The organism is Burkholderia sp. BCC1972 (assembly GCF_905339605.1).
Lineage (GTDB): Bacteria > Pseudomonadota > Gammaproteobacteria > Burkholderiales > Burkholderiaceae > Burkholderia.
This window is the reverse complement of sequence record NZ_CAJPGH010000003.1, coordinates 13,331-36,753: the sequence shown is the minus strand read 5'-3', so window position 1 is coordinate 36,753 and position 23,423 is coordinate 13,331. Positions and strand designations below refer to the sequence as shown.

Here is a 23,423-nt window from a genome sequence, read left to right as displayed (position 1 = left end):
TCCATGAGGCAACGCATGACGACCGTTTTCCATCGCGCCCCGCGCGCCACCTTGCCCGTCGCCGTCGCAGGCGACGGCATCGAGATCGTCGATTCGACCGGCAAACGCTATATCGACGCGTGCGGCGGTGCGGCCGTGTCGTGTCTCGGCCACAGCAACCAGCGCGTGATCGATGCGATCAAGCGGCAGGCGCAGCAACTGGCGTATGCACATACGTCGTTCTTCACGACCGACGTGGCCGAGGAACTGGCCGACCGGCTCGTCGACGCCGCGCCGGCCGGCCTCGAGCACGTGTACTTCGTGTCGGGCGGCTCCGAGGCGATCGAGGCCGCGCTGAAGCTCGCGCGCCAGTATTTCGTCGAGAAGGGCGAGCCGCAGCGCCGGCATTTCATCGCGCGGCGGCAGAGCTATCACGGCAACACGCTCGGCGCACTTGCGATCGGCGGCAATGCCTGGCGGCGCGAGCCGTTCCTGCCGCTGCTGATCGAAGCGCACCACGTGAGCCCGTGCTATGCGTATCGCGACCAGCAAGCGGGTGAAACCGACGAAGCGTATGCGCAGCGTCTGGCTGACGAGCTCGAACGGAAGATCGTCGAACTCGGCGCGGAAAGCGTCGCGGCGTTCGTCGCGGAGACGGTTGTGGGCGCAACGGCCGGCGCGGTGCCGCCGGTGCGCACGTACCTGAAGAAGATTCGCGCGGTGTGCGACAAGTACGGCGTGCTGCTGATCCTCGACGAGATCATGTCGGGGATGGGGCGTACGGGTTATCTGTACGCGTGCGAAGAAGACGACGTCGCGCCCGACCTGCTGACGATCGCGAAAGGCCTCGGCGCAGGCTACCAGCCGATCGGCGCGACGCTCGTCAGCGACCGCATCTACCGGACGATCGTCGACGGCTCGGGTTTCTTCCAGCATGGGCATACGTATCTTGGCCATGCGACTGCGTGTGCGGCCGCGCTGGAAGTACAGCGCGTGATCGCCGAAGAGAAGCTGCTCGACAACGTGAAGGCGCGCGGCGAGCAGCTGCGTGCATCGTTGCGCGAGCACTACGGCGCGCATCCGCATGTCGGCGATGTGCGCGGCCGCGGGCTGTTCGTCGGCGTCGAGCTCGTGCGCGATCGCGAGACCAAGGCGACGTTCGATCCCGCGCTGAAGCTGCATGCAGCGGTCAAGCGCGAAGCGATGCAGCGCGGGCTGATGGTGTATCCGATGGGCGGCACGATCGACGGCGTCCACGGCGATCACATCCTCATTGCGCCGCCGTTCATCACCACCGCGCAGCAGATCGACACGATCGTCGAGCGGCTGTCCGGCGCGATCGGCGCGGCGCTCGCGTCGGCCGGCGCGTGAACCCCCGACCTCACTGCATGCTCACCATGACAAACAGACTGCCACCGTTCGATCCCGCATCGGCCACCGATGAACAGAAGGCCGTGCTGGCCGACATCCTCAGCGGCCCGCGCGGCAACCTGAACGGGCCGTTTCTCGGCTGGATCGCGAGCCCCGAGCTGGCCCAGCACGCGCAGAAGCTCGGCGCGTTCTGCCGCTATCGCACGGGCCTGCCGCTGCGGCTGTCGGAGCTCGCGATTCTCGTGACGGCCGCGCGCTGGCGCTCACAGGCCGAGTGGCACATCCATCATCCGATCGCGCTCGACGCAGGCGTGCCGGCCGCGACGGCCGACGCGATCCGGCTCGGCGTCGCGCCCGCATTCGAATCGGACGACGATGCGCTGATCCATGCGTTCGCGAGCGAGTTGTACGACACGCGCCGCGTGAGCGATGCGACGTTCGCGCGTGCGCAGGCACGCTTCGGCCACGAGACCGTCGTGAACCTCGTTGCGCTGCTCGGCTATTACGCGCTCGTCGCGATGACGCTGAACACGTTCGGCATGCGTGCGGACGGACAAACTGATTTGCCGTTTCCGGAGTGACGATTGTGCGTTGATCGTGCCGGAACCGGGGTGGCGAACCGTCCGACGAATGCCCGCCGACGTGTTGCCGTCAGCAATGCAACCAAATGTATTCGTACGAGATCAACGCGCATTGGCCGCGTATGATGGCTTGTTCACATCGATAGGTCGGTGAGCAAGCATGACGAGTACCCGTAAAACCATGATGATTGCCGGCGGGCTCCTGGTAGCCGCGGCCGGCACTGCCTACGTGATGCTTCTGCGCGCGGACCACCGTGCGATCGAAGACGCCGGTATCGGCGATTCGGCCGCACCGGTTGCCGCGGCGCCCGCGAGCAACGATCACGCGGTGCAGGGCGCAATCGCGCCGCCCGCACCGGCCGCCGCGACGGCGCCGAAGCAGGCGGCTGCCGCGCCGCCTCCCGCACCAACCGCACCCACGCCCGCGCCGGCCGCAACCGCGCGCGTCGACGCCGCGCCTGCACCGGTTCCGGTCGTCAGCGACAAGCCGCAACCGGTGACGAAGCCGGCCGCGCCGCCGCCGAAGGTCAACGTCGTGACGGTGGAGGCGCAGGATTCGACCCCACCAGCGCCCGCTCCGGCACCGGCACCGGCTGCCAAATCCGCTCAATCGACTGCGCCCGCGCAGGTCACGCAACGGGCGCCGCGCAAGCGCGACGGCCTCGAACGCCACGCAGCCGCCGCGCCGCCTACTGCGACGAAATCCGAAACGCCGGAGACGGCCGCGCTCGTCAGGGAATCGGCGAAGCTCGATCCGTCGTTGCCGCCCCCGTCGATGTCATCGGTGTCGTCGATGCCGACGAGCACGGGTTCGTATCGGCAGGGCGGTTCGTCGTCCGGCGCGAATCCGGTGGCGGCCGCGATGACCGAGCAACTGGTCAGGCAGTCGAGCAGTTTCAAGTCGACGGCGCCTGCGCCGGCGGACGGCGGCCCGAGCGCGACCAAGTAACCGCGCACGCCTTCGGCATAAAAAGGGCCCCGCATGCCGACCAAAGCATGCGGGGCCAAGAGAGACAAACTTTGATGTCGGCGGGCTGACGTCCGTTACGCGACAACCGCTTCTTCGGCCTGCGGTTGCGCCGCGGCGACCGGCGCCACGTCCTGACGGATCAGGTGGTCGAACGCGCCGAGCGATGCCTTCGCGCCTTCACCCACGGCGATCACGATCTGCTTGAACGGCACCGTCGTCACGTCGCCGGCGGCAAACACGCCCGGCACCGACGTCGCGCCGCGCGCATCGACGACGATCTCGCCGTGCTTCGACAGTTCGATCGTGCCTTTCAACCATTCGGTGTTCGGCACGAGCCCGATCTGCACGAACACGCCCTCGAGGTCGATGCGCTGCGTGTCGCCCGAGCGCAGATCCTTGTAGACGAGCCCGTTCAGCTTGCTGCCGTCGCCGGTCAGCTCGGTCGTCTGCGCCTGCGTGACGATCGTCACGTTCGGCAGGCTGCGCAGCTTGCGCTGCAGCACTTCGTCCGCGCGCAGTTGCGCGCCGTATTCGATCAGCGTGACGGCCTTCACGATGCCGGCGAGGTCGATCGCGGCCTCGACGCCCGAGTTGCCGCCGCCGACCACCGCCACCCGCTTGCCCTTGAACAGCGGGCCGTCGCAGTGCGGGCAGTACGCGACCCCGCGGTTGCGGTATTCGCGCTCGCCCGGCACGTTGATTTCGCGCCAGCGCGCGCCGGTCGCGAGCACGATCGTCTTCGCCTTCAGCACCGCGCCGTTTGCGAGGCGGATCTGGTGCACGTCGCCCGGAATCAGCGCATCGGCGCGCTGCACGTCCATGATGTCGACGTCGTACTGCTTAACGTGCTGCTCGAGTGCCGTCGCGAACTTCGGCCCTTCGGTTTCCTGCACCGAGACGAAGTTCTCGATTGCCATCGTGTCGAGCACCTGGCCGCCGAAACGCTCGGCGACGACGCCCGTCGCGATGCCCTTGCGGGCCGAGTAGATGGCGGCTGCCGCGCCTGCCGGGCCGCCGCCGACAATCAGCGTGTCGAACACGGGCTTGTTCTCGAGCGACTTCGCCGCGCGTTCGCCGGCGCCCGTGTCGAGCTTCGCGAGGATTTCCTTCACGCTGCTGCGGCCCTGGCCGAACGAGGCGCCGTTCAGGAACATCGTCGGCACGGCCATGATCTGGCGCGACTCGACTTCATCCTGGAACAGCGCGCCGTCGATCGCGACGTGGCGGATGCGCGGGTTGATCAGCGACATCACGTTCAGCGCCTGCACGACTTCCGGGCAGTTCTGGCACGACAGCGAGAAGAACGTCTCGAACGCGTAGTCGCCGTCGAGCGCGCGGATCTGTTTGATCACGTCGTCGTCGAGCTTGATCGGGTGGCCGCCCGTCTGCAGCAATGCGAGCACGAGCGACGTGAATTCATGGCCCATCGGGATGCCGGCGAAGCGGATGCCGGCCGGCTTGCCGGGCTCGCCGATCGAGAACGACGGCTTGCGCTCGGCGTCGTCGCGGCGTTCGGTCACGGTCACGCGATCCGTCAGCGACGCAATCTCGTTCAGCAGCGCCAGCAGTTCCTGCGATTTCGCGCTGTCGTCGAGCGAGGCGACGAGTTCGATCGGGCGCGTGATTTTTTCGAGGTACGCTTTGAGTTGGTTCTTGAGATTGGCGTCGAGCATGGCGTTTCGGATTCCGTATTGATTATGCTGGTCGGGCACGTCGTGCCGCAGGAGGGTGCGGGCCGCGCTGCAGCGGCCCGCCGCCGCGCGCCTCGTGCGCGGCGCGCGGCGCGATCGTCAGATCTTGCCGATCAGGTCGAGCGACGGGGTCAGCGTTTCCGCACCCGGCGTCCACTTGGCCGGGCACACTTCACCCGGGTGTGCCGCAATGTATTGCGCAGCCTGCACCTTGCGCAGCAGTTCGCCAGCGTCGCGGCCGATGCCGTTGTCGTGGATTTCGCACAGCTTGATCTCGCCTTCCGGGTTGATCACGAACGTGCCGCGCAGGGCCATCCCTTCTTCCTCGATCAGCACGTCGAAGTTGCGCGACAGCGTGAGCGTCGGGTCGCCGACCAGCGGGTACTTGATCTTGGCGATCGTGTCCGACGTGTCGTGCCATGCCTTGTGCGTGAAGTGCGTGTCGGTCGACACGCCGTAGATTTCGACACCCAGCTTCTGGAATTCCGCGTAACGGTCGGCGAGGTCGCCCAGCTCGGTCGGGCAGACGAACGTGAAGTCGGCCGGGTAGAACACGACGACGGACCACTTGCCCTTGAAGTTCTCTTCCGAGACGGGCACGAATTCGCCGTTGTGGTAAGCGGTTGCCTTGAACGGCTTGATTTGGGTGTTGATGATCGGCATCTGGAGAATTCCTTGTCTTCAGTGGTGAGTGGAGTGTTGTCAGTATCCGGGTTCACCCTGAATTTGGGAAATTGCTTGTTTCAATCCGGGGCATCAGGATTTTCTATCTGCTTCCGGCCCTTGATTGGGTGGGGCTTGGGAGGCGTTGATTGGGTAGCCGATGAATGCGGGTGAGAGCGGGGCAGTTTGGCGTGATGTGCCGGCGCGAATAGCTGGCACATTGCGTGCGCAGGATGGTCGTCTCGCGCGTTCGTATCAGGTGCTGCGGGAGGGCCGAGTTCCGCCGCATACAACGGCTCGGACTTAGAGCTGACTCAGAGCTTGTAGGGCACGCGAACGCCGGGTTCGGTGGCAGGGAAGTCCTTCGTGTTGCGCGACACGAGCAGCAGACCGTTCACTTGTGCCGATGCCCAGACGATTGCATCGGGTAGGCGTATGCGCCGTTCCTTGCGGATTGTCACGGCGCGATTCGCAACCGAGCTGTCGAGTGCGATGACATCGAACGACGAGAGCCACGCGCGGATGGGTGCCTCGTCCTGTGCGGACGTGCCAACCAGGACCTCCATCCACGAGATCGTACTGATCGCCCGATAGTCGTAGCGGCCCAGTTCCGCACGAGCGGATTCCACGCCGCCCAGATAGTCGATCAGGATGTTGGTGTCGAAGAGAGCTTTTACCATTCCGAGCGCAGTTCTTCCTGATAGGTGAGCCCGTCGACGTTGCGATCTTTCCAGAGACCGAAGACGTCGTCGGCGAGCCGGTGCTTGTGCAGGGCAATATAGGCATCGATCGCGTCGCGGATGATTGCGGCGCGAGGACGGTGTTGAGTCTCAACGATGACGGCCAACTCGTCGAGTTGGCCGTCCGACAGATCGACCAGAATTCGGCTCATGATAGCCTCCGATATATGATATGCATATCATATATACCTGATCATCTGCCCGCAAGGCGGTAGCAAGCTAATCGGCGCCGCGCACCGCGTTCAAATCCCCGCCATCTTCCGCAACCACGCCGCGAGCCGCCGCGCGCCGTCGGGCATGTCCGCGTCCTCGCGCGTGCACAGGTAGTAATCGCGCCCGTCGTCGAGCGCATGATCGAACAGCTTCACCAGTTCGCCGTTCGCCAGCTCGCGCTCGACCAGCGGCGCGCGCAGCAGCGCCGCGCCGAGATCCGCGCGCGCGGCGCTCAGCGTGAGCTGGCCATCCTCGAACATCGGCCCCACCGCGTGCGACACGTGCCGCACGCCCGCGCCCTGCAGCCAGTTGACCCATGTGCTGCGGTCCTCGTCGTGCACGAGCGGCGCCCGCGCGAGGTCGGCCGGCGTGCGGAACGGCCCGTGGCGCTTCAGGAACGACGGACTGCACATCGGCACCATCGCGCCCGGCAGCAGCCGCTCGCAGCGGTAGCCCGGCCAGTCGCCGGTGCCGAAGCGGATCGACAGGTCCGACGCATCGCTCCGATAGTTGCGGTGATGCGCGTACAGCACCGTGACGTCGACGTCCGTGTTGTCGGCGAGGAACGCGTGGAGCCGCGGAATGAACCAGCCGATGCCGAGCAACGGGATCAGGCTGACGGTGATCTGCCGCAGCGACGAGCGATCGCGCACGAAGCGCGTCGCGCTGCGCAGCACCGAGAACGCCGCGCTGATCGAGCGGTAGTAGTCGCGCCCTTCGTCGGTGAGCGCGAGCAGCCGGCCCTCGCGTACCGTCAGCGGCGTCTGGATGAACGCTTCGAGCAGTTGCAGCTGATGGCTGACCGCCGACGGCGTGATGTCGAGTTCGCCCGCCGCCGCGGTGACCGACCCGAGACGCGCGAACGCTTCGAATGCACGCACCGCGCGCAGCGGCGGATCGTGCGGCAATTGTTCGATATTTTTCATGTATCGAATTTTATAGAAAAGTCAGGGTAAGCGACAACATCAAAATATGCTTTGTTTACAGGGTTGTGCGTTAATGTGTCGAGAACGGCATAAGCATCCAACAATTGGGTATTTGGGGTTTGGGTGCTGAATATTTAATATTTTTCATGTTTGAATCCGATTCACCGATCTCTCGCACATGAAAATCGCCTTCCTCCACGCCAGCATCGCATTCTCGGCCGCCGCCCTGGTCGCCTCCGTTCCCGCGTTCGCGCAATCCGCGCCGCAGACGATCCTGATCGGTCTCGCCGCGCCGCTCACCGGCCCGTCCGCGCGGATCGGCAAGGATCTGCAGAACGGCGCGCAACTCGCGATCGACGACGCGAACGCGAAGCATCCGACCATCGGCGGCAAGCCGGTCGCCTACAAGCTCGTCGCGGCCGACGACCAGTCCGATCCGCGTACGGCTGTCGCGGTCGCGCAGCAACTCGTCGACCAGCACGTGATCGGTGTCGTCGGTCACTGGAACACGGGCTGCAGCGTGCCAGCGTCGCGCGTGTACCGCGATGCCGGCATCCCGCAGATCGCGCCGGCCTCCACCGGCCATCAATACACGCAGCAGGGTTACGCGACGGCGTTTCGCATCATGGGTCACGACGATGCGGGCGGCAATTTCACCGGCGCGTACGCGGTGAAGACGCTGAAGGCGAAGCGCATCGCGGTGATCGACGATCGCACGTCGTTCGGCGCGGGGCTGGCCGACCAGTTCATCAAGGGCGTGCAGGCGAACGGCGGCGCGATCGTCGATCGCCAGTACGTGAACGACAAGACGACCGACTTCAGCGGCGTGCTGACCGCGATCAAGGGCAAGCGCGCGGATCTCGTGTTCTTCGGCGGCCTCGATGCACAGGCTGCGCCGATCTCCCGCCGGATGCGCCAGCTTGGCGTGAACGCGCCGCTGCTCGGCGCGGGCGGTTTCGTGAGCCAGACCTTCCTGTCGCTCGCGGGCAAGGACGGCGACGGCGTGACGGCGCTCGAACCGGGCCTGTCGCTCGACCGGATGCCGGGCGGCAAGGCGTTTGACACGCAATACCAGGCGCGCTTCCGTGCTCCGATCGAACTGCATGCGCCGTTCGCGTACGACGCGGCCGCCACGCTGATCGCGGCCGCGCAGAAGGCCGGCACGACGCAGCCGGCGAAGCTCGTCGCGGCGGTGCGCGCGATTGACCGGCCGGGCGTGACGGGGCGTATCGCGTTCGACGGCGAAGGCAACCTGAAGGACCCGGCCTTCACGATCTACCAGGTGCGCGGCGGCAAATGGACCGTCGTCGACGTGCTCGGCGGCGCGCGCACCGCGGCCAAGTAAGCAACCCGACAACCAAGACGATCCCCATGACCGAAGCGAACCCGACATCCGCCGCCGCACCCGAGGACACGCGCCTCGGGATCCTCGCGCGGCGCCGCATCGAAGCGGAAATCATCAAGCCGATCTACGAGATCATGAAGCGCGAGTTCGGCACCGAGCGCGCGCAGGCCGTGATCGCGGAAGCCGTGCGCGGCGCGGCCGTCGACGCGGGCCGCACGTTCGCGGCGCAGGAGCCTGGCGGCACGAGCGTGAAGTCGTTCATCGCGCTGCAGGTGCTGTGGGAGAAGGACGATGCGCTCGACGTCGAGGTGCGGCGTGCGGACGATGCGCACTACGACTACGACGTGCATCGCTGCAGCTATGCGGAGATGTATCACGCGATGGGGCTCGGCGAGATCGGGCACCTGCTGAGCTGCGCGCGCGACAGCTATTTCATCCAGGGCTACGCGCCGGACGTCGCGCTCACGCGCACGAGCACGATCATGCAGGGCGGCAAGCGTTGCGATTTCCGCTACGCATTGCAGCGCGCGCCGGAGAACGGCGATGCGTGACGGCACCGTGAACGCACCGCGCATCGACGGCGATCGCCTGTGGGCATCGCTCGAGCGGATGGCGCAGATCGGCGCGACGCCGAAGGGCGGCGTCTGCCGCCTCGCGCTGACCGATCTCGATCGCGAATCGCGCGACCTGTTCGTGCAGTGGGCGCGCGACGCCGGCGGCACGGTGCGCGTGGACCGGATGGGCAACGTGTTCGCGCGCCGCGCGGGCCGCAACCGCGATGCCGCGCCGGTGATGACGGGCTCGCATGCCGATTCGCAGCCGACCGGCGGCCGGTACGACGGCATCTACGGCGTGCTCGGCGGCCTGGAGGTCGTGCGCGCGCTGAACGACGCGGGCATCGAGACCGAGCATCCGGTCGACGTCGTGATCTGGACCAACGAGGAAGGCTCCCGTTTCGCGCCGGCGATGGTGTCGGCCGGCGTGTTCTCGGGCGTCTACACGCTCGAATACGGGCTGTCGCGCACCGATGGCGCGGGCAGGACGATCGGCGAGGAACTGGAGCGGATCGGCTACGCGGGCGCCGAACCCGTCGGCGGCTACCCGGTGCACGCGGCGTACGAACTGCATATCGAGCAGGGCCCGATTCTGGAACGGGCCGGCAAGACGATCGGCGTCGTGACGGCCGGGCAGGGGCAGCGCTGGTACGAAGTGACGCTGGCCGGCGTCGACGCGCACGCGGGCACGACGCCGATGGAGGTCCGTCGCGATGCGCTGGTCGGCGCCGCGCGGATGATCTCGTTCGTCGAGGTGCTCGGCCGTCGTTACGCGCCGTACGCGCGCGCAACGGTCGGGATGATCGAGGCGCGGCCGAATTCGCGCAACACGGTGCCAGGCGGCTGCTTTTTCACGGTCGAGTTCCGGCATCCCGACGATGCGGTGCTCGACGAACTGGACGCGGTGCTGCGCGCGGAGCTCGCGCGCGTGGCGGAGGAATCCGGCCTCGGTGCGCAGATCGAGCAGATCTTCACGTATGCGCCGGTCCCGTTCGCGCCGCGCTGCATCGACACGGTACGCGACGCGGCCCGGGCGCTCGGGCTGTCGCACATGGATATCGTGTCCGGCGCGGGCCATGACGCGTGCTATGTCGCGCGGGTCGCGCCGACCGGGATGATCTTCGTGCCGTGCGTCGACGGGCTGAGCCACAACGAGGCCGAAGCGATTACGCCCGAATGGGCGGCGGCGGGCGCCGACGTGCTGTTGCGTGCGGTGCTGCAGAGCGCGCAGGAGGCCTGAGCGCGATGCGCACGGCCCGGCGGGAGGTGTTCGCCCGGGGGCCGTGCCTGCCTCCGTCCGGCGCGGTGCTGGTGCGCGCGTTGCGTCAGGCTGACCGCGAACGTCGATCGATGTATCGGCGCATCACGTAGAACGCCGTATCGGTGCGACCCGGCATCGTCACCAACGCACCGTCGGCCGCGAACCCGAGCTTTTCATAGAACCGGTACGCCGCTTCGCGTGCCGTACACCATACGAGCGCGGCGCCGCGTGCTTCCGCGTGCCGTACGCAAACCTGCACCAATTCTCTCCCGAAGCCCATGCCGCGCACGGTCGGATGGACGGCCATCCCGCGCAGCCGCCACGCCGGCCGGGCAGGATCGTCGTCGCGCGGCTCCTCGCACAGCGAGGCGACCGCCACGATGTTCGACCGGCCGTCGCGCACGCCGACGTGCAGCGTCGTCGGCGCATGGTCGCCGGTCAGTTCGCACGCGTTCAGGTCGCCATTCAGCAGGATCGCCGCCCTGAGCGGGTGCGTCTGCACGGCGTCGATCGGTGCGATGGTGAAGCGGGTGTCGCGTGACGTCATCAACGTTCCCTGGATGGTCCTGGCGGCGCGTTACTTGCCGGCCTTGCGCGTTGCCATATACGCGAGATACGCGACGATCTGGTCGAGTTCGCGGTCGCTCAGCTGGTCGGGCGGAAACGCCGGCATGCTGCGGCCCGGCCAGTCGCGTACCGACGCAGGATTGCGGATATAGCGGCGCAGCGCGGCCGGCTGGAAGTAGTCGACTGGATTCATCGGCGTGTTCAGGTCGGGGCCGGCGTGGCTGCTGCCCGCGCCGTCGAGGCGGTGGCATGCGAGGCACTGCGTGACGAACAGGCGCTGGCCCGCGCGGGCCGGCGCGTCGGCGGGCAACGCGGCGTCGACGGCGAGCGACGGCCAGCGCGCGAGCGGCGACGATTCGATCGTGACACGCACGATCTGGTACGGCCACTGCTCGCCGCGCACCGATGCGGCGTCCGGCCCGAGCCACACGAGGTAGAACGGCCCGGCGCTGACGGGCTTGCCGGGCAGCTTCGGCCACGGATGGGCCGGATCCTCGATCGCGAGCCACGGCACCGCGCGAGCCGGTGCATGACGGCGCACGAGATCCATCGGCAGTTGCGCGGCGAAGCCGTCGGCCGCGCGCGTTTCGAGCACGCCGTCGGCCGGCAGCGGCGTGTCGCCGAGCAGCGCGGCGAACGGCACCGCGCGGAACGTCATCGGCCGGCCGTACGCGATGTCGCGCGGCACGTGGATGTCCGCCGCATCGGGGCGCGCGAGCAGCGTCTGCCGGGTGAGCGCGCGGGCCGTGCCGTCGGTGTCGAGTTCGAGCGAGGACTGCGCCGACGCACGTTGTGCGAGCAGGCACACCGTCAGCAGCACGAGCGAAAACCACGGGCGCTTCAGCATTCGTTCTCCAGGAAAGGGCGTTCCGGCGGCGGCAGGAGGCAGGCGCCGCGGTCGATGGGAAAGACTCGGGCGACAGTCTATCCGCTACGCGCGGCGCTGGCGAATTCGGCTGAGGAAAGGGGGCGAGGCCGGCCCGCGTTCACGACGTGGCCGATGGCCAGGCCGTCGTCAATGACTCGAACAAGGCGCTTCGCCTTTCGGCAACGGTGTATCGCGCTCCGCTTCGAAATCGGCTTCGCGCGTGCCCGCCGGCGTCAGCGACACGAAATGCATCGCCGTGCCGCGCGCCGGGAACCCGGCGATACCGGTCGAGCCCCACGGAATCGGCGAACGTTGCACACCGCTCACCGAGATGTCCGAGGCCCCGAGCGCCAGCGTCAGCAGCCGCCCGTCGCGGGTCGGGACGTACGCATGCGAGCCGGAGACGCCGATGCCGGATTCGCGCACCGACGCGGGCAGGCAGTCGAGCGTCGCGGTGCGGCGGCCGTCCGGGGCGATCAGCATCGCGACGCCGCGATCGTCTGCCGTCGTCGTGACGACGATGAAACGGTCGATCTCCGGCACATAGGCCGACGAGTACACGTAGTAACGGATCCTGCCGTTCAGCGTCCCGAGCAGGTCCAGCTTCGCCGTGACGGGATCGAACGTTGCGTATTCGAGCGTCGCGTCGGTGCTGCCTTCGATGAATTTCTGCCAGACGAGCAGCGCGGTGCGCGGCGAGCCCGCGATCACGGGCCACCATTCGCGGCGGTGCGGCGCGACCGCGACGTGGTTCAGCACGCGTCCGGCCGCGTCGTAGGTCTTCAGGTACACGCCGTTGCCGGTGCCGAGATTGTCGACGCCGCCGCCGTCGACCCAGTCGGCCGAATAGAACACGACGTAGCGCTCGCCGACCGTCGCGACGTGCCCCGAATGGCCGCCCGCCTCGACCTCGTTCGGGTAGGGCTTGATCGGCTTCAGGTCGCGGCGGTAGACGCCGTAGCGCTGGCTGACTTCCTGCGGCGCGTTCCAGCCGTCCTCGAACGTGACGAAGATGTCGCCGCGCGCGTTTTGCGCGATCGACACCGGTTCCTGTGCTTCGGGGCGGCTGATGAACGTGCGGACATGCAGCAGGCGCGGATTGCCGGGCTGCCATTCGCCGACGTACACGTCATGCGGCCAGTTGCCGCTGCGCAGCGCGCCGCGCGGCACGATGCCCGAGCTGCTGAAGAACACCCAGCGCTTGCCGTTGCCGGCGTCGGCCACGCCGATGCCGTGCATGAAGCGACGCGGGTCGCCGCTGTCCTGCGACGATGCCGAGGCCGGCACGGTGACCGTATGCACGGCCGGTGCGGCGGCGAGGGCGGACAGCGGCACCGCGCCGATGCAGCACGCGCCGCAGAGCGCGGCCGCCAATGCCGGCCGTATTCGCCGCGTCATTCGACCGTCACCGATTTCGCGAGGTTGCGCGGCTTGTCGACGTCGGCGCCGCGCGCACAGCCGACGTGATATGCGAGCAGTTGCAGCGGGATCACGTTGACGATCGGCGACAGCAGGTCGCCCGATTCGCGCACGCGGATCAGGTGCGTGTCGCGGTCGGCATCGATTTCGAGCTGGCTGCCGGCCAGCACGTAGAGCCGCCCGCCGCGCGCACGCACCTCGGCCATGTTGGATTTCAGCTTCTGGAACAGGCGGTCGTCCGGCGCGATCGTGACGACCGGCATCGCGCTCGTGACGAGCGCGAGCGGACCGTGCTTCAGCTCGCCGGCCGCATAGCCTTCCGCGTGGATGTACGACACTTCCTTGAGCTTCAGCGCGCCTTCCAGCGCGATCGGGAAATGGATGCCGCGCCCGAGGAACAGCGCGTTCTCGGTGCGCGCGAACTTCGTGGCCCAGCCCATGATCTGCGTTTCCAGCGCGAGTGCGTGGCTGATGCGGCCGGACAGCGCGCGCAGCTGCTTCAAATGCATCGCTACTTGCGCGGCGTCGAGCCGGCCGCGCTGCTGGGCGAGCGTGAGCGTCAGCACGAACAGCGCGACGAGTTGCGTCGTGAACGCCTTGGTCGACGCGACGCCGAGCTCGATGCCGGCGCGCGTGAGAAACCGCAGCGGCGCGTTGCGCGCGATCGTGCTGGTCGCGACGTTGCAGATCGCCATCGACAGTTCCTGGCCCATCGCGCGTGCCTGCTCGATCGCGCCGATCGTGTCGGCCGTCTCGCCCGACTGCGAGATGCCGACGACGAGCGTGCGCGGATCGGCCACCGTGTCGCGGTAGCGGAATTCGCTGGCGATCTCGACCTGCGCGGGGATGCCGGCGATGCTTTCCAGCCAGTATTTCGCGGTCAGGCCCGCGTAGTAGCTGGTGCCGCAGCCGAGCAGCAGCACGCTCCTGACTTTCGACAGGAGGGCACGGGTGCCGTCGGTCGCGTCGAACAGCGCCGGCGAGATCGTGTCGATGCCGTCGAGCGTGCTGTCGATTGCTTTCGGCTGCTCGAAGATCTCTTTCTGCATGAAGTGCTGGTACGGGCCGAGCGCGGCGTCGCCTTCGCGCGCCTTCACCTGACACAGCGGGCGCTGGGCTTCCTGGCCGCCCGAGTCGACCACGGCGATGCGCTCCGGCGTGATCAGCGCGACATCGCCGTCTTCCAGGTAGACGAAGCGGTCGGTCAGGTCGCCAAGCGCCGCGCAGTCCGACGCGAGGTAGTTCTGCTCGGCGCCGATGCCGATCACGAGCGGCGAGCCCGCGCGCGCGGCGACGAGGCGCTGCGGCTCGCGCGCGCTGAGCACCGCGATCGCGTACGCGCCGTGCAGCCGCTTGACGGCGCGCACGACCGCGTCGAACAGGTCGTCGCGATAGACGCTGTGGATCAGGTGCGCGATCACCTCGGTGTCGGTCTGGCCGCGAAACGTGTAGCCGCGCTCGCGCAACTCCACGCGCAGCGCGTCGTGGTTCTCGATGATCCCGTTGTGCACGACCGCGATCGTGTCGCCGGACATGATCGGATGCGCATTCATTTCCGACGGCGCGCCGTGCGTCGCCCAGCGCGTATGTGCGATGCAGGTCTGCGCTTCGAGGCCGAGCGTCAGCACGCGCGCCTGCAGGTCCGTCACGCGCCGCAACGTGCGTTCGCTGCGCAGGCGGCCGTCGTCCTGCACGGCGATGCCGCATGAATCGTAGCCGCGATACTCGAGCCGGCTCAATGCATTGACCAGTTGCGGCACCTGATTGTTCAGGCCGCTTGCTCCGACGATTCCGCACATGATTCACCTCTCTACGGTAGGTTGGCGGCTGGCGCGCGGCGCGCGGCAGCACGATTTCAGGAGCGGTGCGCGTCGCGCGGCATGCGTCGCGCCCGACACGGCACGTCTCCGGCGATCTATTCGCGGGGCTGGGGCCCGGCATGCGCGACCCATTCGATACCCGAGATCGATCCGTTCGCATCGTGCGACGCGACGAGAATGCGCGTCGTGCGCCGCGCACCGCGCCGGCGGGCGCCGGCCAGTGCGGTGGTCGGCACCGAGCGCACCTTCACGCTGGCCGAGCGCCGCAGCATCTTCGACACGCGCAACCGGTAGGCGAGCGGATGCATGACGCGCCCCGCGATCAGCCACATGACGATCGTGCCGGCGATCAGCGCGATGCTCGTGACGTAGAACACGATCTGCTCGATCGGCATCTCGGCCTGGTTGAACGGCAGCAGGTAGCGGTACGTATAGATGCAGATCGAGGCCCACACGGCGCCGACCAGTGCCGGCCGCACGAGGCGGAACCAGACGACCAGCACGGAGCCGACGATGCGGCCGCGTTCGGCGATCATTTCGCGCGGCGTGCGCAGGGAAAGGTCAAGAATCGGCGCGTTCTTCATGTTGAATGCCTCGGTCGGGGCTGACCCACACGGCTCGCTTGCCGCGGCCCCGCAGCACGACGGCGGGCAGGGCGACGACGGTAGTGATCATGCTGATCAGCCAGAAAGCAACGGGATACCAGATGGTGTCCAGGAAATACATCAGGAGTTTTTCGTCATACTGTCGATCGATCATGCTGCCGATGATCAGCTGCAGGATGCAGGTGGCGACCAGCAGCATCCCGTGCCAGTGCGGCACGACCGATACATGCCAGCTCGGCGGCAACGGGTAGACGACGTCCACCAGCGCGAGCAGCAGGATGAACGACATCGAATAGGCCCATGCGATGCCGATCAGGTATTCGACGAACAGCGGCCACATCATCATCTGCGTCGGCCGCATCAGCGTGCCCGCATATTTCATGAGCACCTGGATGCCGCCTTTCGACCAGCGCAGCCGTTGCCGGTAGAGCCCCTTCAGCGTCTCGGGCATCAGGATCCAGCTCAGCGCATGCGGCTCGTACACGACGCGCCAGTCGCGGCACTGCAGCTTCCAGCTGATGTCGATGTCCTCGGTCAGCATGTCCGAGCTCCAGTAGCCGACGTCGGCAAGCGCGGTCTTGCGGAACATCGTGATCACGCCGGACACCGTGAAGATGCGGCCGTACACCTGCTGCGTACGCTTGATCAGCCCGACGATCGACGAGAATTCGCCGACCTGCATGCGGCCGAGCAGCGACGTGCGCGTGCGGATCCGCGGGTTGCCGGTTACCGCGCCGACACCCGGGTCGGTCAGGAAGTGCTCGAGCATCCAGCCGATCGCGTCGTGCGCGAGCAGCGCGTCGCCGTCGATGCAGAGCAGGTATTCCGCGTTCGACACGGCCGCGGCGGTCGTCAGCCCGACCGCCTTGCCTTCGTTGCGCGCGTGATGGATCACGAGCAGCCGCGGGATCTCGACAGCCAGTTCGTTGAGAATCTCGCCGGTGCGGTCCTTGCTGCCGTCGTTGACCGCGATGATGTCGTAGTTCGGATACTGCATCTCGTTCAGGTGGCTGATCACGCTGCGCGCGTTCGCGGCTTCGTTGAAGCAGGGCACGACGATCGAGATCTTCGGGATGCCGCTCGACGCGATCGTCCGATTCGACAGCACGCGGCCTTCTTCCAGCAGGAAGTAGTGCACGACGCCGCCGATCATCCACAGATACGACATGAAGAACGGGTAGTAGAAGACGAAATCCTGCAGGCGCTGGATGATGCCGTGGTTGCTCATGGCGTCTTCGCCCCCTGCGATTGCTGCAGCTGCATCAGCGCGTTGATCGACGTCGGGTCGAGGCGCGACTTCAGCGACATCACGTCGCGCATCGCATCGAGCTCCGGCTGGCCGTTCAGGAAGTTGTCCGGGTAGTAGCCGAAGTTCACGGCGCCCTCGCTGCGCAGCCGGCGCATCTGCGCGAGCAGCGTGCTGGCCGGCACCGCCTTTTGCCCGTGCCAGTCGTACGCCTGCAGTTCGAACACGGTGCGCTGCAGCCCGCGCTGCTTCGTGCGCACGGCCTTCACGAGCTGGTCCAGCCAGCCTTCGGGGTCCTTCGCCTGCTCCATGTACGGCATCGCCATCAGCGCGACGTAGTCGTAGGTTGCGAGGAAATCGTCGTAGTTCTGCGCATACCACGCTTCCGACTCGGGCTTGAGCACCGGCAGCGCGAAGATGTTGCGCGCGGTCAGCACGTCGCCGACGTTCTGGTGCGCCAGCACGATCTGCTGGAGCTGCCGGGTCAGGTCGATCAGGTAGCGCGACTTCTGGCGCGTCCAGCGCTTCATCAGGTCGGGGTTCTCGCGGATCTTGCCGACGTCGGCCGGCAGCCCCCATTGCGAATAGGTCTGCAGCGCGTGCCGGCCCGCATCTTCGTAGTCGTCGAGCACGGCGTCGTCGCTGAACAGGATGCCGCTGAACGACGCGTGCTTGCTGAGATCCTCGTAGATCTGCTGGATCATCAGCCGCGCACCCGGATCGAACGGGCTCAGCCGGAACACGCGCGTACCGTTCTCGCGGGCCGGCGCGCCGCCGTATGCGGTGACGGCCTCGAGCCCGCCCTGCTTGTCGCCCGGCGGCCGGAACGCGAGCACCGGCATCCACGCGTACACCTGCACGTTGGCACGCGTATTGAGCTGCCACGCGGCACGCGAGAACAGGTCGGCGCGCATCGGCAGGTGCCGGTTCGGGAAGTACACCGATTCGGCCACGCCGGTGCCTTTCGGGTCCGCATAGGCCTGCAGGTACACCGATTTCGGCTGCATCCGGTAGATGCGCTCGATCAGCTTGCCGAGATTCGCTTCCTGCCGCGCCGGATCGGGATCGTAGACCTGGTCGAGATCGACCTGCACGGTGCGCTCCGGCACGTCGACGTCGCCGCGGTTGGATGCCGGCTCGCGCATCGAGCGCTCGAACCCGCCGATATCCACGTCGTACATCATCAGGATCCGTCTCAGCCGGTCCAGCGGTACGTCCGGCGTATTCGGGCCGGCATCGAGGCTGAACTGGATGTCCATGCCGAGCGACGTCGATATCTGGCGCACGGGCTGGTTTTCCGCGCCGTACGGCCACACCATCGAGCGTGCGACGATGCCCGTACGTTCGCGGATCTGCCGCACGCAGGTCTGCAGGTCGTCGTGCACACGTGCGTGGAATTCGGCGTCGGTTTCATAGCGCTTCTGATCCTGAAGGTAGAGATGCGACGTGGTCGCGGGCAATTCGTTGCCTTGCGGATTCGCGACCGCGCCATGATGGAGATTGTGGGTGTGGCAGCCGAGCTCGACGAATTCCGACTGCCCGAGCTTCTTCACCTCGTCCCACGACAGGAAGTAGTCGCGCGGCACCTGCACCTTGTCGCTGATGCGGATCGGCGTATCCGGTGGCGTATCGATCCACGCGGTGACGAGGCCCATCACGGCCGGATACTTGAAGCGCTCGAGCAGCGGCAGCACCTTCGTGTAGTGGCTGCGGAAACCGTCGTCGAACGTGAGCAGCACCGCGCGCGGCGGCAGCGGCTTGCCGCCGTGCCGCGACGCCTCGATCTGCTTGACCGTGATGGTGTGGTAGTTGTTGGTCTGCAGCCACGAGAAGATCGCGGTCAGCGTGCCGGTATCGACCGCGAACGCGTCGACCAGCGCCGAGCGCGACGAAAACGACGCCATCAGGTTGTCGCGCACGTCGTGCATGCAGATCACGCGGAACGTCTTGCCGTCGGCCGGATCGGACGGCGGCAGCAGGTCGATCATCTTGGCGTTGGTCACGCCCGGGAACAGCGAACAGGCGGCAAACGTGCCAAAGCATCCGCACATGAAGGTCCGTCTGGTTTGCATTGCACGATCTCCTTGCTAGAACGGCAGGTTGAGCGACAGGAAGCCGGTTTCGGAGCGCTCGCGCTGGCCGTCGTACGCATGGCTGCTGACTTCGACGCCGTAGGACAGCGTGATGTCGTGCTTGAACGTCCATGCATGCTCGAGGCGTGCGCTCCACAGCGGGCTGGTGCCGAAGCCGCGCTCGTTGTACACGCCGCCCGACGCGGACACGCGCTGCTGCAGGCTCATGTCACCCTTCTTCCACAGCGTCAGCTGGTGCATGACGGTTGCCGCGGCTGCGTAGTCGCGGCCCGGGCTGAAGTAGGGTGCGTCCTTGCGGGTGTTGCTGTCCGTGCCGAGATTCAGCGAGACATTGACGAGCTGTTTCGCGGACGTGTACACACGCTGCGTGGCGGTCGCCGTGATCTCCTGGTGCAGGTTCGAATCGCTGTAGCGGCTGACGCCGTAGCTCAGCCTGACCTCGCGGCGGTCGTTCTGGCGATACACGACCTCCGCGTTCGCGGAGCGGCCCCAGATGTGCGCGGCGTATGCCTTCCACGGCAACGAGTTGTCGTTGGTGTCGAGCCCGGCGCTGACCGTCCAGTAGTCGTTGAGCGCGTACGCGATCGTCCCGCGACCGCCGGTTCGGCCGTCCGCGCCGATCGAGCGTGTGACTTCGCCCAGCACGGTGAGCGGGCCGCGCCGGTAGTCGCCGCCCACGCCGGTGCGCGTGCGGCTGACGTGGCCGCCGTCGGTCTGCGCGAAGCCGTAGAACGTGTGCGAAAACACGCGCCAGTTGTCGCCGAACGGTGGCGAATACACATAGCTGTCCGATGTGAAGCTGTTGTCGGCCAGCGCGCTGTTGCCGTGCTCGAAGCTCAGGTCGGTCGTGAACACCGGGCTGCGGTATGCGTTGTAGTCGCGCTTGAAGCCGCGCACGGCGCCGCTGTCGGGGAACGTGTTGCCGAGGGTCTGGTCGACGGTCTTCGCGGTCGCGTAGTCGTCTGCCGTGAGCGACGCGCGGCCGAGGCCCGCGAGCATCTCGACGCTGTCCGGGTGATCGGTCAGCGACGCGCGATACATCGAGATCGCCTGGCGCGGATGCGCTTGCCCCGACACGGCGTCGGCGTGGGCGGCGCGGACCTCCGCGTTGAACGGCACCTGTTGTTCCAGCTGTTCGAGCGCGGCGATCCCTTCGTTCACGTGACCCGTGAAGATCAGATATTGAGCGCGCAGCCGGTAGTAGCGCAGATAGTCGCCTTCTCCCGGGCCGACGCTGGTCACTTCCTTGGCCGGCGGCAGCGACTTGCCCATCTCGTCGAGCACCTGCTTCGCTTCCGGCGCACGTCCCTGGTCGACGTACGACCAGAACAGTCCTTCCTGCAGTTCGATCGGACGCGTGCGCGAGCCGTACTGGAAGCCGCGGGTCGCGCGATCCGTCGGCGACGCGGTGGCCTGCTTCAGCGCGCGCGCATACACGGCGTTCGCCTTGCCCGGCTCGCTCAGGTACAGGTAGGCGTCGCCGACCGCCGCCAGCGCATCGATCGAGATTTCCGCGTTGGACGGAATCGTCTCGAACGTCGCGACGGCCGGCTTCATGTCGCCGCGTGCCGCAAGCGCGACGACCCGGTCGCCCGCGAGTGCGGTGCGCACCGGCGTGTACTCGGGTGTGGCAGGCATCCGCTTGTCGAGGTCGTCCGCCGCGCGCAGTGCGTTGTCGATTCCGTCGAAGCGGTCCGAACTCGTCATCGAACGCGACTTGTCGCGTCCGCCGCGCACTTGCTGGCGAATCGACAGTTCTTCCAGCTGCGCGATGTCGACCGCGGAGAATGCATCGGGCCGCGCCTTCGCCTCGTCGAGCGCCTTGACCGCGCCGCCGCTCGCCGCGAGGCCGAACACGTCTTTACGCACCGTCTCGACATCGGCGGTACGGAGATTCGGCGCCTGCGCATTCGGCGCTTCGACGTCGGGCCCTTGGGATCGCTGGATCGCCTCGCCGGGGAGCTGGGCGCCGGGGGTCTGTGAGCTCGGCGTCTGGGACGACGGCGGTTGCGAACCGGGGGACGTGGTGACGGGCGCGGGCGAGTTCGGCATCGGGGTGCCGGATGCCTGCGCGGTCTGTGTCGGCGGAGTGGGGGGGGCGCCCGACGCGGGCGCGGACGGTGCCGGCGCATTCGGCTGCGCGGTGCCGGATGCCTGGGCAAGCTGCAGCGGGACATTTGACGTGGACGCGCGTGATGCCGACGGCGTCGGAGGCGCGGTGTCGAACGCCTGGGCAAGCAGCATCGGCGAGGCCGCGCCCGGCCCAGGATCGCCCGGCTGCGATACGACCGGGTCCACCACGACCGTGGTCGGCATGGTCGGGTTCGGCGCCTGCGCGATCTGCAGCGACGCGTCCGAAGCCCGCGCGATCGGCGTCGTTGCATGAGGAGGCAGCGTGCCGGCATCCTGTGCGATCTCTATCGATGTCACTGTCGCGTGCAGGCCGCGAGGAAGCGCATCCGGTGCGGACCCGGCGATGGCTCCCGCGCCGCCCGGTTTCGCGTCGCCTTCGGCGGAGAAGCAGGGGTTGGACGCGACGAGCAGCAATACCAGCGGCGCATGCAGGAGGATCCGTCGGTTGGACGGAGCGGCGGTGGTGCATTGTTGTTGACGATTGTTAGCCACGATGTCTCCTCATTTTGAAACCATCACATCTCACTCTGAAACGATCACATCGGTTGCACGCCCGGCGACACGCGTCGCCGGCCGCGCACCGCCGGGCGGCGAGGCCCGGCGGCGTTCGACGGATTCACAGGCGATTGCGGATCGCTTGCCCAAGCAGCGCGCGCGATTCGCTGTTCTTCGGGTCGATGGCGAGCGCTCGGCTCGCGTTCTGCTCCACACAGTCCCACTCGTCGATCTGCGCGCACGAGCGCGCTTTTGCCAGTGCACGCGCGCTTTCCAGTTCCGCGTGCGTGACGCTTGCCGTCTGCATGCGCGCCGTGTCGCTGCCGTACGAGCGCGGCTTCGGCGTGTAGTCCAGGCGCTTTCTCGTGCCCGCCAGCGTTTCGGTTCGCGGCGCGCGATGCGTCGCGCTACGCCGTTCGGCGGCGCGTCCGTTGGCCGACGCGGCATGCGAATTGGCCGCGAGTGCCGCCGGTGCCGCGTGCGACTGCGGCCGGTGTTTCGTGGCGGCGCGTGGCGTTGCGCGCGGTGCCGCTTCCGGATCGACCGCGAGCGTGACGGGCGGCACGGTCGACACTTCGTGCGGCGCCGAAGCGGCCGGCTCCGGCAGCGGGGCTGCAGGTGACGTGGTCGGTCGTGCAATCGTCTGCGCAGGCGCGGTGGCGGCCGTCGTGCCGGACGCACCGGTTGCGCGGGACGTCGCGGCCACGATCGCCTGGCGGTATTTCCCGACGGCGGACGAGATCACGCCGGAGATGTCGTGCGCGACGCTCGCATGGCCGACGGTCCTGTCCCGCTCGACGTATGCGAACAGGCCGAAGATCGCGGCGAACGCGACAACGCTGAGCGCCGCGTTCTTTCCCGGACCCCAGGAGGGTTTCGGCTGACGGGCGGGCGAGCCGTCCGGTCGTTCTGCACGAGTCATTCAATACTCCTCGATTCGATGCGTTGCGGTGAATGACACGATCGGGGCGGGGTCGGACGGCATTCACCATCGCAACTGCGTGGTGAGCGTGCCCGTTTCGACGATCGCGAACTGGGTGGCGCCTTGATAGGTCCCTTCGACCCGGTAGCTCGCATCCGGCACGCTGAACAGGCAGCGCGACCCCGATGCGTTGAATTCGACGAGCACGCGGCCGTGCCGTCTCAGGCGTACCTGCACGTTGGCCAGCGGTTGCCCGGTACTCGCGGAAGCAAACGACACGCCCAGGTTGTATGGCCGGCCGTCGGGGGGAAGCGGTGCGCTCCCGTCGATCCGGGCGTCGCCGCAGATATACGAAATCACGTAGCGGTCGGCACCCGGACCGGACGCGGGGGCCTGGGCCATGGCGTTCATGCAGAGCGCATAGATGAAAACGCTCAGGAAAGGGCGAGCATGCTGTCGAAACGAGGAAGACATTGCAATCTCCCGCCCGGAATCAATGACATGCATTCATTCCGGATCAGATTTGCCAGCGTTCTTTTTGCGACACGCTATTGATACACGATGGTCTTTGAACCAACAACCTCGTGTGGCCGGAATGGAACGGGTTGAAATATCTTATTTAAATAGGATTCCGACGGATTCGCATGATTCACTTAACACTGAAGAAAGTCGATATTGCCGAATATGATTATTGCTCGCCGGTAGCGATGATCGAGCACGCATTGAATCACGTCGGAGGTATCGACTTTCCTGCCGAAAAATAACGACTGATAAAAGAAATTTTTGCAGCTGTGTTCATGGCGAATCGACGGAGATCCGGATACAGATCGCACATCGTGAAAAGAAAATATGACGTCTTTGTTATTTTAGTTCGTCATAGTCAAATAGAAACTTTTGATTTGTTCTGTAACAGGGTATTTCCGTCATAAAAATGAGGTCGAATATTCGGACTTAATGCGCT

21 protein-coding genes are annotated in these 23,423 nt (G+C 66.8%); 6 read left to right on the top strand and 15 right to left on the bottom strand.

What is annotated here, in order from left to right; genetic code table 11:
* Positions 1-15 precede the first annotated feature (15 nt).
* The 3 genes from U5798_RS05870 (at position 16) to U5798_RS05860 (ending at position 2,880) form a co-directional block, all read left to right on the top strand.
* On the top strand, positions 16-1,350 hold the full coding sequence (locus tag U5798_RS05870; RefSeq protein WP_322081506.1) for an aspartate aminotransferase family protein: 1,335 nt from the start codon (positions 16-18) through the stop codon (positions 1,348-1,350).
* Between the two features lie 26 nt (positions 1,351-1,376).
* Positions 1,377-1,931, top strand: a complete 555-nt coding sequence (locus tag U5798_RS05865; RefSeq protein WP_124456122.1) for a carboxymuconolactone decarboxylase family protein — start codon at positions 1,377-1,379, stop codon at positions 1,929-1,931.
* Between the two features lie 160 nt (positions 1,932-2,091).
* Complete coding sequence (locus U5798_RS05860; RefSeq protein ID WP_322081505.1) at positions 2,092-2,880, top strand: extensin; 789 nt, start codon at positions 2,092-2,094, stop codon at positions 2,878-2,880.
* Positions 2,881-2,975: 95 nt separating this feature from the next.
* On the opposite strand, the gene ahpF is transcribed toward U5798_RS05860, so the two are convergent.
* The 5 genes from ahpF to U5798_RS05835 all read right to left on the bottom strand — a co-directional run bounded on the left by ahpF (position 2,976) and on the right by U5798_RS05835 (position 7,134).
* On the bottom strand, positions 2,976-4,574 hold the full coding sequence (gene ahpF / locus U5798_RS05855) for an alkyl hydroperoxide reductase subunit F (protein ID WP_322081504.1): 1,599 nt from the start codon (positions 4,572-4,574) through the stop codon (positions 2,976-2,978).
* A gap of 117 nt (positions 4,575-4,691) precedes the next feature.
* On the bottom strand, positions 4,692-5,255 hold the full coding sequence (gene ahpC / locus U5798_RS05850; RefSeq protein WP_011547973.1) for an alkyl hydroperoxide reductase subunit C: 564 nt from the start codon (positions 5,253-5,255) through the stop codon (positions 4,692-4,694).
* 314 nt (positions 5,256-5,569) lie between these two features.
* Positions 5,570-5,935: a type II toxin-antitoxin system VapC family toxin gene (locus U5798_RS05845; protein ID WP_124456125.1), complete on the bottom strand. Its 366-nt coding sequence runs from the start codon at positions 5,933-5,935 to the stop codon at positions 5,570-5,572.
* Complete coding sequence (locus tag U5798_RS05840) at positions 5,929-6,147, bottom strand: CopG family transcriptional regulator (protein ID WP_322081503.1); 219 nt, start codon at positions 6,145-6,147, stop codon at positions 5,929-5,931. The genes U5798_RS05845 and U5798_RS05840 overlap by 7 nt, the downstream gene beginning before the upstream one ends.
* A gap of 90 nt (positions 6,148-6,237) precedes the next feature.
* Positions 6,238-7,134: a LysR substrate-binding domain-containing protein gene (locus U5798_RS05835; protein WP_059237086.1), complete on the bottom strand. Its 897-nt coding sequence runs from the start codon at positions 7,132-7,134 to the stop codon at positions 6,238-6,240.
* A gap of 178 nt (positions 7,135-7,312) precedes the next feature.
* Here U5798_RS05835 and U5798_RS05830 point away from each other — a divergent pair, with 178 nt between their 5' ends.
* Genes U5798_RS05830 through U5798_RS05820 form a run of 3 tightly spaced genes read left to right on the top strand, consistent with a single transcriptional unit; the run spans position 7,313 to position 10,273 of the window.
* Complete coding sequence (locus U5798_RS05830; protein ID WP_322081502.1) at positions 7,313-8,479, top strand: branched-chain amino acid ABC transporter substrate-binding protein; 1,167 nt, start codon at positions 7,313-7,315, stop codon at positions 8,477-8,479.
* A gap of 26 nt (positions 8,480-8,505) precedes the next feature.
* Positions 8,506-9,030 carry an L-2-amino-thiazoline-4-carboxylic acid hydrolase gene (locus tag U5798_RS05825; RefSeq protein WP_322081501.1) on the top strand — a complete coding sequence of 175 codons (525 nt, stop codon included), beginning with the start codon at positions 8,506-8,508 and terminating at the stop codon, positions 9,028-9,030.
* Complete coding sequence (locus tag U5798_RS05820; protein WP_322081500.1) at positions 9,023-10,273, top strand: Zn-dependent hydrolase; 1,251 nt, start codon at positions 9,023-9,025, stop codon at positions 10,271-10,273. The genes U5798_RS05825 and U5798_RS05820 overlap by 8 nt, the downstream gene beginning before the upstream one ends.
* Positions 10,274-10,358: 85 nt before the next feature.
* On the opposite strand, the gene U5798_RS05815 is transcribed toward U5798_RS05820, so the two are convergent.
* From U5798_RS05815 to U5798_RS05770, 10 genes are all read right to left on the bottom strand, one after another.
* On the bottom strand, positions 10,359-10,841 hold the full coding sequence (locus U5798_RS05815) for a GNAT family N-acetyltransferase (protein ID WP_124456129.1): 483 nt from the start codon (positions 10,839-10,841) through the stop codon (positions 10,359-10,361).
* 30 nt (positions 10,842-10,871) lie between these two features.
* Complete coding sequence (locus U5798_RS05810) at positions 10,872-11,708, bottom strand: cytochrome c (protein WP_322081499.1); 837 nt, start codon at positions 11,706-11,708, stop codon at positions 10,872-10,874.
* Between the two features lie 168 nt (positions 11,709-11,876).
* Positions 11,877-13,127: a hypothetical protein gene (locus U5798_RS05805; protein WP_322081498.1), complete on the bottom strand. Its 1,251-nt coding sequence runs from the start codon at positions 13,125-13,127 to the stop codon at positions 11,877-11,879.
* A complete protein-coding gene (gene glmS, locus U5798_RS05800; protein WP_124456132.1) occupies positions 13,124-14,947 on the bottom strand; it encodes a glutamine--fructose-6-phosphate transaminase (isomerizing) in 1,824 nt (607 codons plus the stop codon). The genes U5798_RS05805 and glmS overlap by 4 nt, the downstream gene beginning before the upstream one ends.
* A gap of 116 nt (positions 14,948-15,063) precedes the next feature.
* Entirely contained in the window at positions 15,064-15,552 is a 489-nt protein-coding gene (locus U5798_RS05795; protein WP_124456133.1) for a Biofilm PGA synthesis auxiliary protein PgaD, read from the bottom strand.
* Positions 15,530-16,801 (bottom strand): poly-beta-1,6-N-acetyl-D-glucosamine synthase, encoded by a 1,272-nt coding sequence (gene pgaC, locus U5798_RS05790; RefSeq protein WP_322081497.1) that lies wholly within the window; start codon positions 16,799-16,801, stop codon positions 15,530-15,532. Before pgaC ends, U5798_RS05795 begins: the two co-directional genes overlap by 23 nt.
* The gene (gene pgaB, locus U5798_RS05785) at positions 16,798-18,891 is read right to left on the bottom strand and encodes a poly-beta-1,6-N-acetyl-D-glucosamine N-deacetylase PgaB (protein WP_124456135.1); all 2,094 of its coding nucleotides are present in this window, start codon (positions 18,889-18,891) and stop codon (positions 16,798-16,800) included. The genes pgaC and pgaB overlap by 4 nt, the downstream gene beginning before the upstream one ends.
* Positions 18,892-18,906: 15 nt before the next feature.
* Entirely contained in the window at positions 18,907-21,537 is a 2,631-nt protein-coding gene (gene pgaA, locus U5798_RS05780) for a poly-beta-1,6 N-acetyl-D-glucosamine export porin PgaA (protein WP_322081496.1), read from the bottom strand.
* A gap of 124 nt (positions 21,538-21,661) precedes the next feature.
* A complete protein-coding gene (locus U5798_RS05775) occupies positions 21,662-22,462 on the bottom strand; it encodes a hypothetical protein (RefSeq protein WP_124456137.1) in 801 nt (266 codons plus the stop codon).
* Between the two features lie 63 nt (positions 22,463-22,525).
* On the bottom strand, positions 22,526-22,936 hold the full coding sequence (locus U5798_RS05770; protein WP_124456149.1) for a hypothetical protein: 411 nt from the start codon (positions 22,934-22,936) through the stop codon (positions 22,526-22,528).
* Positions 22,937-23,423 lie beyond the last annotated feature (487 nt).